9 protein-coding genes and 1 pseudogene are annotated in these 8,416 nt (G+C 73.3%); 5 read left to right on the top strand and 5 right to left on the bottom strand.

Features of this window, described 5'->3' with window-relative positions:
• The 3 genes and pseudogenes from DQW06_RS08260 to DQW06_RS08250 all read left to right on the top strand — a co-directional run.
• Positions 1-396, top strand: a pseudogene (locus DQW06_RS08260) (N(G),N(G)-dimethylarginine dimethylaminohydrolase); the annotation flags it as partial.
• A gap of 166 nt (positions 397-562) precedes the next feature.
• A complete protein-coding gene (locus DQW06_RS08255) occupies positions 563-964 on the top strand; it encodes a RidA family protein (RefSeq protein ID WP_071622097.1) in 402 nt (133 codons plus the stop codon).
• A 93-nt stretch (positions 965-1,057) separates the two neighbouring features.
• Positions 1,058-2,014, top strand: coding sequence for a YafY family protein (locus DQW06_RS08250; protein ID WP_013153130.1), 957 nt, complete (start codon positions 1,058-1,060; stop codon positions 2,012-2,014).
• A gap of 10 nt (positions 2,015-2,024) precedes the next feature.
• Here the strand turns inward: DQW06_RS08250 and DQW06_RS08245 are convergent, their stop codons facing one another.
• Complete coding sequence (locus DQW06_RS08245; RefSeq protein WP_013153129.1) at positions 2,025-2,600, bottom strand: Uma2 family endonuclease; 576 nt, start codon at positions 2,598-2,600, stop codon at positions 2,025-2,027.
• 136 nt (positions 2,601-2,736) lie between these two features.
• On the opposite strand from DQW06_RS08245, the gene DQW06_RS08240 reads away from it, so the two are divergent.
• Positions 2,737-3,654: a GNAT family N-acetyltransferase gene (locus DQW06_RS08240; protein WP_083555266.1), complete on the top strand. Its 918-nt coding sequence runs from the start codon at positions 2,737-2,739 to the stop codon at positions 3,652-3,654.
• Here the strand turns inward: DQW06_RS08240 and DQW06_RS08235 are convergent.
• The gene (locus DQW06_RS08235) at positions 3,632-4,648 is read right to left on the bottom strand and encodes a Gfo/Idh/MocA family protein (protein ID WP_013153127.1); all 1,017 of its coding nucleotides are present in this window, start codon (positions 4,646-4,648) and stop codon (positions 3,632-3,634) included. The two genes, DQW06_RS08240 and DQW06_RS08235, sit on opposite strands and share 23 nt — an antisense overlap.
• Positions 4,649-4,775: 127 nt before the next feature.
• Here DQW06_RS08235 and DQW06_RS08230 point away from each other — a divergent pair, with 127 nt between their 5' ends.
• Complete coding sequence (locus tag DQW06_RS08230; RefSeq protein WP_041552668.1) at positions 4,776-5,192, top strand: hypothetical protein; 417 nt, start codon at positions 4,776-4,778, stop codon at positions 5,190-5,192.
• Here DQW06_RS08230 and DQW06_RS08225 read toward each other — a convergent pair.
• Genes DQW06_RS08225 through DQW06_RS08215 form a run of 3 tightly spaced genes read right to left on the bottom strand, consistent with a single transcriptional unit; the run spans position 5,179 to position 8,217 of the window.
• Positions 5,179-6,150 (bottom strand): DUF4097 family beta strand repeat-containing protein, encoded by a 972-nt coding sequence (locus tag DQW06_RS08225; RefSeq protein WP_013153126.1) that lies wholly within the window; start codon positions 6,148-6,150, stop codon positions 5,179-5,181. The two genes, DQW06_RS08230 and DQW06_RS08225, sit on opposite strands and share 14 nt — an antisense overlap.
• A gap of 46 nt (positions 6,151-6,196) precedes the next feature.
• Positions 6,197-6,901, bottom strand: coding sequence for a response regulator transcription factor (locus DQW06_RS08220; protein WP_019607246.1), 705 nt, complete (start codon positions 6,899-6,901; stop codon positions 6,197-6,199).
• Positions 6,898-8,217 (bottom strand): histidine kinase, encoded by a 1,320-nt coding sequence (locus tag DQW06_RS08215; RefSeq protein ID WP_071622094.1) that lies wholly within the window; start codon positions 8,215-8,217, stop codon positions 6,898-6,900. The genes DQW06_RS08220 and DQW06_RS08215 overlap by 4 nt, the downstream gene beginning before the upstream one ends.
• Positions 8,218-8,416: the final 199 nt, after the last annotated feature.

The following is an 8,416-nucleotide window of genomic DNA, read 5'->3' as shown; positions in this document are numbered from 1 at the left end:
GTCTACGTGGGGGTGGGCGGGCGCACCGACGCCGAGGGCGCCGCCCAGCTCGAACAGCTGCTCAAGCCGCTGGGCCGGGAGGTCGTGCGCGTGGGTATGGGCGCGTCACCGCACCTGAAGTCGGCGGTGACCGCGCTGCCCGACGGCACGCTGGTGGGCCTGCCCGAGCTGGTGGAGGCCGGCGCGCTGCCTCCCGTGCGCCGTGCGGCCGAGGAGCGGGGCGCACACGTGCTGCCCCTGGGCGGACGCGACGTGCTGGTCAGCGCCGCCGCGCACGAGACGATCCACCAGCTGAGCGCCGACCGGTGGCGGGTGCTGCCGGTGGACGTCTCCGAGTTCGAGAAGCTGGAGGCGTGCGTGACCTGCCTGAGCGTCCTGATCCCCGACCGGTCCTGAGAGGTCGGCGGCGCGGATCGGCGCGGGAGGGCACGCCGTTCGGTCCCGGCCCCCTCCCTCAGGGCGGGGGAGGCGGGCCCTCTGCCGTGGGCAGAACCGGAACCCGCGGCCCCCGCGCGGTCGTTGACGGGGGTGCCGGAGACCGACAGAAACCCCCGGGAGAACGATGAGCGCCGTCCGACTGATCCGCAGCCAGACCCTGACCGAGGCCGTGGACTACGCCTACGCCGCCACGGTCCGGGCGCCCGCGCGCGTGGTGTGGACAGCGGGCGCCTGCCCGCTCGACGGGGACGGCCGCACCGTCGCGGTCGGCGACTACGCGGGCCAGGCCGAGCAGGTCATGCGCAACCTGCGCACCGCGCTGAACGACGCCGGAGCCGACCTGGCCGACGTCGTCAAGACCACGGTCTACGTCGCCTCCGACCGTCAGGAGGACCTGGTGGCGGCCTGGGAGGTGGTGCGCGCGCACATGGGCGGGCACGACGCGCCCAGCACCCTGCTCGGGGTGGCCGTGCTCGGCTACGACGACCAGCTGGTCGAGGTGGAGGCGGTCGCCGTGACCGGCTGAGGCATCCCTCCCCCGCCCTGAGTATCCCGCCCGACCGGCCGGCGCCAGGAGTGGAGGACCGAAAGCGTCCTCCGCTCCTGGCACACTGCCGACATGAGAGCGACCTCCGCGCGCCTGCTGCGCCTGCTGTCCCTGCTCCAGACCCGCAAGGACTGGCCGGGCGGCGAACTCGCCGACCGTCTCCAGGTGAGTCCGCGCACCGTCCGCCGCGACGTGGACCGCCTCCGCGAGCTGGGCTACCCCATCCAGGCCACCATGGGTACCGGGGGCGGCTACCAGCTCGGCGCGGGCGCCGCCCTGCCGCCCCTGCTGCTGGACGACGACGAGGCCGTGGCGGTCGCGGTCGGGCTGCGCACCGCCGCCCAGGGCGGGGTGTCGGGGATCGAGGAGACCTCGGTGCGCGCCCTGGCCAAGCTCTTGCAGGTGCTGCCCTCGCGGCTGCGGCGCCGGGTGGACGCCCTGGGCGCCTTCACCGTCCCCATGCCCTCCGACGGGCCCACGGTGGACGCCGACGTGCTCGCGCTGGTGGCCGCCACCTGCCGGGACAGCGAACGGCTGCGCTTCGACTACGAGCGCCACGACGGCAGCGCCTCGCGCCGGGTGGTGGAGCCCCACCGGCTGGTCTCGCGCGGGCGGCGCTGGTACCTGGTGGCCTGGGACACCGAACGCGACGACTGGCGCACCTTCCGGGTGGACCGGATGCGCCCGCTCACGCCGACCGGACCGCGGGTGCCCCCGCGCGACCCGCCCGAGCAGGGGGTCGCCGCCTACCTGCGGGAACGCATCGACGTGCACATGTGGCCCGTGCAGGCGCGGATCAGGCTGTTCGTCCCGGCGGAGGAGGCCGAGCGCACGGCGGCGGGCTTCGGGCGGATCGAGCCGGTGGACGAGCGCTCGTGCGTTCTGGTGTGCTCCGGGGACTCGCTGCTCCACATGGCCTGCTACCTGGGCATGCTCGACGTGGAGATGGAGGTGGAGGAGCCCGCCGAACTGCGCGGGCACATGTCGCGCCTGTCGGAGAGGTTCGGCCGCGCGGCGGCCTCGGGCTGAGCCCGCGCGTTCAGAGTCGGTGGACCTCGGTCAGGTCGATGTCCACGGGGTAGGGGAACTCGACCTTGAGCCGGTCGTGGTGGATACCGGTGGGCACATAACAGGCCTTGGCCGGGTCCAGCTCGTACACGTACACCACGGGCGAGCTGTCGTTGTTCTCCACCCGCCAGAAGTGGGGGATGCCCGCCTGGGCATAGAGCTGGGGCTTACGGTGCCGATCCCGCTCCATGGACTCCTGCGACACCACCTCGACCGCAAGCGCCACCGCATCCGGGAGGAAGGTGCTCTGCCGGTTGTCCACCGCCTCGGTGGCCACAACCATGATGTCCGGCTCGGGGCGCTGGCGCGGTCCGAGCGTCACGGTCATCTCACGGCGCACACGGTAGTGAGCTGGAACCGTGTGGCGTAGACCGATGGTGAGCAGGTCCATCACAACGCTGTGGAAGCCCATCTGGGGACTCACGAGGACGAGGCTCCCGTCGATCAGTTCTGTGTGGGGAGGGAGGTCGGGCAGAGTGTCCAGGTCCTCGGCTCTGAATCCCCTGCTCGGGGGGATGAGCCAGTCCGGTACCGGCTGTGCGCACATACCCGCCTACCCGTCGTGGGAGTTCCCTGTGCGGTAATCGTAGCCCGCCCCGCCTCTGACAGGGCGGAGTTCGCCCGAACGCACGCCAAAACCACTACTTTAGGGAGTCGTTTCTTTCCGGAGAGTAGTGAAAGTAGTGGTGCAGGTGACCATCCACGACCACGGACCCGAACTGCGCGACCTGAGCGCGCCGCCCACCGTCCGGGACCTGTGCCCCGGCTACCGCCTCGCCCGCTGGGACTCCCCCGCGACCCTGGCCCCGCCCTGCCGGGAACGCCTGCACCGCGTCCTGCGCGACCTGGCCGCGCGGGCCTTCGGCGCCGACCACTCGTCCTACTGGCGCGCCCGGATCGACGCCGGGTTCTTCGACCAGGTCGCCTCCCTGGCGCTGATCCTGGGCCCCGACGGCTCCCCCGTCGGCTGGGGCGGCTACCACCGCCGCCGCTTCGCCTCCCGGCGCGCCGTGTACCTGGACGCGGCGGGCGTGGTCCCCGCCCACCGCCGCTCGGGCCTGTCCGCCGCCCTGATGATCCACTTCCTGACCCGAGAGGTCCTCGCCCACCCGCTGCGGACCACCTACGTCGTCCTGCGCACCCGCCACCCGGCCGTCTACGCCGCGTGGCGCCAGAGCCTGGGCGACGCGCGCGTCTTCCCCAACGAACTCCGGCCCCTCCCCGCTCGGGTCCGGCGCGTCGCGGGCGAGGCCGCCGAGTGGCTGGGCGACGGGCCCAACCTGGACCCCGACACGCTGCTGATCCACGACGCCTACCGCGTGTTCGACGGCCGGATCTACGGCACCCGGCCCCGCAGCGGCCACCTCGCTCTCGACGACTACTTCGCCCACGAGGTCGGCCCCCGCGACGCCGTGCTGATGGTGGTACGCATGAGCGTGCCCGCCCTGGCACGGGCCACCGCCGCACGCCTGCTGCACGCGCGTCGGCGCCCGCGGGAGGCCGGGGACCTTCCCGCGGGCGCCGGGGAACCAGGGCGTGGGACCGCTCCCAAGAAGGAGAGGGAGGGAGCGGCCGGGATCATGCCAGGGGCACGGCCTTGACCGTGGCCGGGCTGTAGACCAGGCCGCCCACGTCACGGATCTGGTCCATGATCCGGGCCAGGCGCAGGCTCTCGGCCCAGGGCATGTCGGGGCTCTCCAGCTCACCGGCGGCCACGCACCGCGCGACCTCCTCGGCCTCGTACTCGTAGCCGTTGGCGCGGAAGGGCCGGGAGAAGGCCTCCGGCTCGTGGCCGTCGCGGTGCAGCACCACGTCGGTGGCCATCCAGAAGTTCGGGATCTCCAGCCTGCCCTTCGTCCCGGCCAGCACCCCCCGGTTGGGCAGCGTGGTCCGCGAGGCGCACGACAGCGAGCCGGTGCCCCCGTTCTCACCGCGCACGAGCACGGTGGTGGCGGTGTCCACCATCCGGTCGGGCGACAGGTGGCGGGTGGCGCCCACCACGGTCAGCTCGCCCAGGTGCTGGGAGGCGAAGGCCAGCGGGTACACGCCCAGGTCGAGCAGGGCGCCGCCGCCCAGGTCGGCGTTGAAGAGGCGGTGGTCGGGGTCGTAGGGGGCGTTGAAGCCGAACTCGGCCGAGAGCCAGCGCACCTCGCCGATCGCGCCGTCCTCCACCAGGTCGCGGACCAGGCGGGAGGCGGGCAGGTAGCGCGTCCACATCGCCTCCATCAGGAAGAGGCCGCCCTCGCGGGCCGCCTCGGCCATCTGCGAGACCTGGAGGGCGTTCATCGCCATGGGCTTCTCGACCAGGACGTGTTTGCCCGCCCTGAGGCAGGTCAGGGTGTTGGGGTGGTGCCAGGGGTGGGGGGTGGCCACGTACACGGCGTCCACGTTCGGGCTCTGGGCCAGGGCCTCGTAGCTGCCGTGGCGTTCGGGGACGTCCCAGGCCCGGCCGAACTCCTCGGCGCGCTCGGGGGTGCGCGAGCCGACCGCGGTGAGCCGGGCCGTGGGGGTGGACCCGAGCGCCTCGGCGAAGGAGTGGGCGATACCGCCGGTCCCGAGCACGCCCCAGCGCAGTACGCCGTTTTCATCTGTCATGGGAGCATCCTAAAAAACAGGGCCTCGCCGGGGTGCGGGCGGGGAAGGTGCTCGGTTTCCGCGGCCGCGGCCCGTACGGTGGCCAGGAGACGGGCGAGGCGCCCGCAGGCCACGAACGGAGGGGGATATGTCGGACAACCCAGGCACTCTCGCCCAGAGGCTCGGGGTGCGCCCCGGCGACCGGCTGCTCGTCCTCAACGCCCCCGAGCGCTACCTGCGGCTGCTGGAACCGCCCCCCGACATCCACATCGACCTGGGCCCCATCGAGGGCGCCGACTACGACGACGTGCACCTGTTCGCCCTGGACCGGGGCACCGTGGGCCGTGAGGCGCCCCGCGTCCTGGAGGTGGTGGGGCCGGGCACCCGCCTGTGGGTGTGCTATCCCCGGCGCGGCGGCACCATCATCACCGACCTGGCCGCGGACCGGGGCTGGGATCCGCTCCTGGACTCGGGGTGGCGCGGTACCGCCCAGGTGCCGATCGACTCGGACTGGGCGGCACTGCGCTTCGAACGCGCCGGAGCGGGCCGGTCTAACCCGACGTGACGCTGAGCGCGCCGCTGACGGTGTCGGCCTGGATGCGGGCCTCCGCCTCCGGGGAGGTGTCCACGTCCACGCGGCGTTCCCCGGACGCGGACTCCCCGGTGACCTCGTAGGCGCCCTCGGGCACCCGCACGTCGATCCCGCCGCTGATGCTCTCCAGGCTCATCAGGTCGAAGGCGTCGTCGGTGGCGACCCCGATGCCCCCCGAGACCGTGGAGACCTGGGCCTCGGTGAAGCCCCCGCCCACCCGGACGTCGCCGCTGGTGGACTCGGCCACGATCGTGCGCGCGCCGAACCCGGACACGTCCACGTCACCGGAGGTGCTCGCGGCCTGGAGGTGTTCGCCCGTCCCCTCGGCGATGATCCGGCCGCTGGTGGTCTCCGCGACCACGGAACCCTCCACCCCGGTCACGTCGATCGTGCCGCTGACGGACTCGGCGGTGACGTCGCCGCTGTTGCCGTCCACCCGCACCTCGCCGCTGATGCTGCCCAGCTCCAGCTCGCCGTCGACGTTCTCCACGCTGATCCGGCCGTTGACCGTCTCCACGCTCACCGCGGTCCCCACCGGGACCGCGACCTCGTAGTCGATCCGGCAGCCGTCGAAGAACGGCACGCCCAGGCACGCGGCCTCCACCTGGAGGGCGCCGTCGTCCTCCTCGATGTCCTCCTCCGGTTCGGTGAGGGGGGTTCCGCGCAGGGTGCGGTCCACCTGCACCCGCTCGGAGCCGCCGGTGAGGACGACGTCGCCGCCGGTGCCGTTCTCGATCTCCACGGCCTGGGGCGCGCCGTAGGCGTCGCTGCGTGTGCCGCGGTCCACGCCCACGTTGCCCAGGACGGAGACGGCGGTCGCCACCACCACGCCCAGCACCAGCACCGCGCCCAGGAGCAGCCACGGGCCCACGCGGAACCCGCGCGGCTCCTTGCTCGAAGAGGCGTACAGGCCCCGTGCCTTGAATGTCACTGTTCTTCCTTCCTCGTTGGGCTCGCGCCCCCTCTGGTGTCCGCGGTCAGTCCCGGTCCGCGCCGCGCAGGTAGCGCAGCACGGCCTGCACCCTGCGGTGGTCGTGGTCGTCGTGGCCCAGGTCCAGCTTGGTGAAGATCGATCGGATGTGCTTCTCCACGGCGCGTTCGGTGACGGTCAGCCGCGAGGCCACGCCCGCGTTGTTCAGCCCCTGCGCCATGAGCTCCAGCACCTCGGTCTCGCGCGGGGTGAGCCGGGCCAGGGCGTTGTCGCGCCGTCGGCTGAGCAGCTGCGAGACCACCTCCGGGTCGATGGCGGCGCCGCCCCCGGCGACGCGGCGCAGCACCGACAGGAACTCGTCGATGTCGGCGACCCGGTCCTTGAGCAGGTAGCCGACCCTGCTGGCCCCGCTGCCGAGCAGGTCGGCGGCGTAGCGGCTGACCACGTGCTGGGACAGCAGCAGCACCGCCACCTCCGGGTACTTCTGGCGGATGGCGATACCCGCCTGGATGCCCTCCTCGGAGTAGGTGGGCGGCATGCGGATGTCGACCAGGCACAGGTCCACGTCGGGGTGCTCCTCCACCGCCCGCATCAGCGCGTCGGCGTCGCCGACCTGCGCGACGATCTCCACCCCCGCGTCCTCCAGCAGGCGGGCCATCCCGCTGCGCAGCAGCACCGAGTCCTCGGCGATGACCACCCTGGGCCCTCTCTCCGCGGGCTGGACGGGGTTCGCACCGGTGTACACGGTCATGCCTCCCAAGGGATGTCGGCGGTCAGGACGGTGCCCTCACCGGCCGGGCTGTGGATGGTCAGGACGCCGTCGACCGCGTCCACGCGGTCCCACAGGCCGTTCAGGCCCGTGCCCGCCCGGGGAGCGGCCCCTCCGGAGCCGTCGTCGGTGACGGTGAGCCGCAGCAGGTCGCCGCCGTCGCGGGCGGGGCGCGACACCCGCTCCGCGGCCACGGTGACCCCGGTGGCGCCGGAGTGCTTGGCGACGTTGTTCAGCGCCTCGCAGGCCACGTAGTAGGCCACCCCCTCGGCGCGCGGGGAGGGGCGCTCCTCCAACTCGACGTCCACCCGCACGGGGACCGGGGCGCGCCCGGCGGCCACGGGCAGGGCCGCGCCCAGTCCGTGGTCGGTCAGGACCCGGGGGTGGAGTCCGCGCGCCACCTGGCGCAGCTCGTCCATGACCTCCCGGGACTCGCGCTGGGCCTCGGTGATCAGCTCCAGGGCCGTGTCGGGGTCGGTGGCCACGCGCGAGCGCGCCCGGGTCAGGGTCATGGTCAGGGCGAGCAGGCGCTGCTGGGCGCCGTCGTGCAGGTCGCGTTCGATGCGGCGGCGCTCGGCCTCGGCGGCGTCGACCATGCGCAGGCGGCTGTCCTGGACGTGCAGCAGGCGGCGGCGGATGCGCACCTCGGGCGCCTCGAACAGCAGCCTGCGGTGCAGCAGGACCTCGGTGGCGACCATGTAGGGGGCCAGGCGCAGTCCGACGAGGGCGCACAGCGGCCCGAACACGACCAGGACCAGGGGTCCGACCAGGTCGCCGGGAGAGCCCATCACCAGCACGAACACGATCCCCATCAGGGCGCCCGCGACCGACGCCCCGCCGCACACCACCAGCGCCACCACCACGCCCCCGGCCAGCAGGCCGTGGATCCCGGCGACGGTGCTGTAGACGACCGCCGACCAGGCGTCGCGGCCGAACACGAACCGCCAGGCGCGCACGAGCGGCTTGTCGTGGGCCAGGGGGTCGGGCGGGCTGGTCTCCACGATCCCGAACACGTTGTCCAGCCGGTTGCGCTGGACCCGGCAGGACAGGCGGGCCAGCAGGGTCGCCAGGGCCGGGAGGCCGACCAGGAAGGCGAGCGAGTCCGAGAGCAGCCGGTCGGGGACGAGCCGGGACACCTCGGGCAGCCAGGGGCCGGAGACCGCGAAGCCGACCCAGGTGGCCGAGACCACCAGCATGAACGCGGGCACCAGGTAGCACAGGGCCAGGGCCAGCGAGGTCATCAGGTGCAGGACCTCGACCACGCGCACGCGCCAGCCGGCCCCGTAGGCTTCGGCCACGCGGGGCAGGGCGGAGAGGGCGGTGAGGAACCCTCCTCTCCCGCCGTTCCTGGCTCTGGTGCGCGTGTTCTGACCGGTCACGCAACCAATCTAGGTTCGGCGGCCCGGGGGCACGAACCCAACAGCACGTGGAGTGCCGGTGGTGCTGGCACCACCCGGGCGTCTCCGGGCGAAGGGAAGGGCGGGTACGGGGTGGACG

The sequence above is a fragment of the Nocardiopsis sp. TNDT3 genome (assembly GCF_003427465.1).
Lineage (GTDB): Bacteria > Actinomycetota > Actinomycetes > Streptosporangiales > Streptosporangiaceae > Nocardiopsis > Nocardiopsis dassonvillei.
The sequence above is the reverse complement of the archived record's forward strand: the minus strand, read 5'-3'. Positions and strand labels throughout refer to the sequence as shown.

Coding starts and splice junctions, on each gene's coding strand:
- DQW06_RS08230 (WP_041552668.1), top strand. CDS start 4,776: ATGTCGGACAACCCAGGCACTCTCGCCCAGAGGCTCGGGGTGCGCCCC.
- DQW06_RS08250 (WP_013153130.1), top strand. CDS start 1,058: ATGAGAGCGACCTCCGCGCGCCTGCTGCGCCTGCTGTCCCTGCTCCAG.
- DQW06_RS08255 (WP_071622097.1), top strand. CDS start 563: ATGAGCGCCGTCCGACTGATCCGCAGCCAGACCCTGACCGAGGCCGTG.
- DQW06_RS08220 (WP_019607246.1), bottom strand. CDS start 6,901: ATGACCGTGTACACCGGTGCGAACCCCGTCCAGCCCGCGGAGAGAGGG.
- DQW06_RS08245 (WP_013153129.1), bottom strand. CDS start 2,600: ATGTGCGCACAGCCGGTACCGGACTGGCTCATCCCCCCGAGCAGGGGA.
- DQW06_RS08235 (WP_013153127.1), bottom strand. CDS start 4,648: ATGACAGATGAAAACGGCGTACTGCGCTGGGGCGTGCTCGGGACCGGC.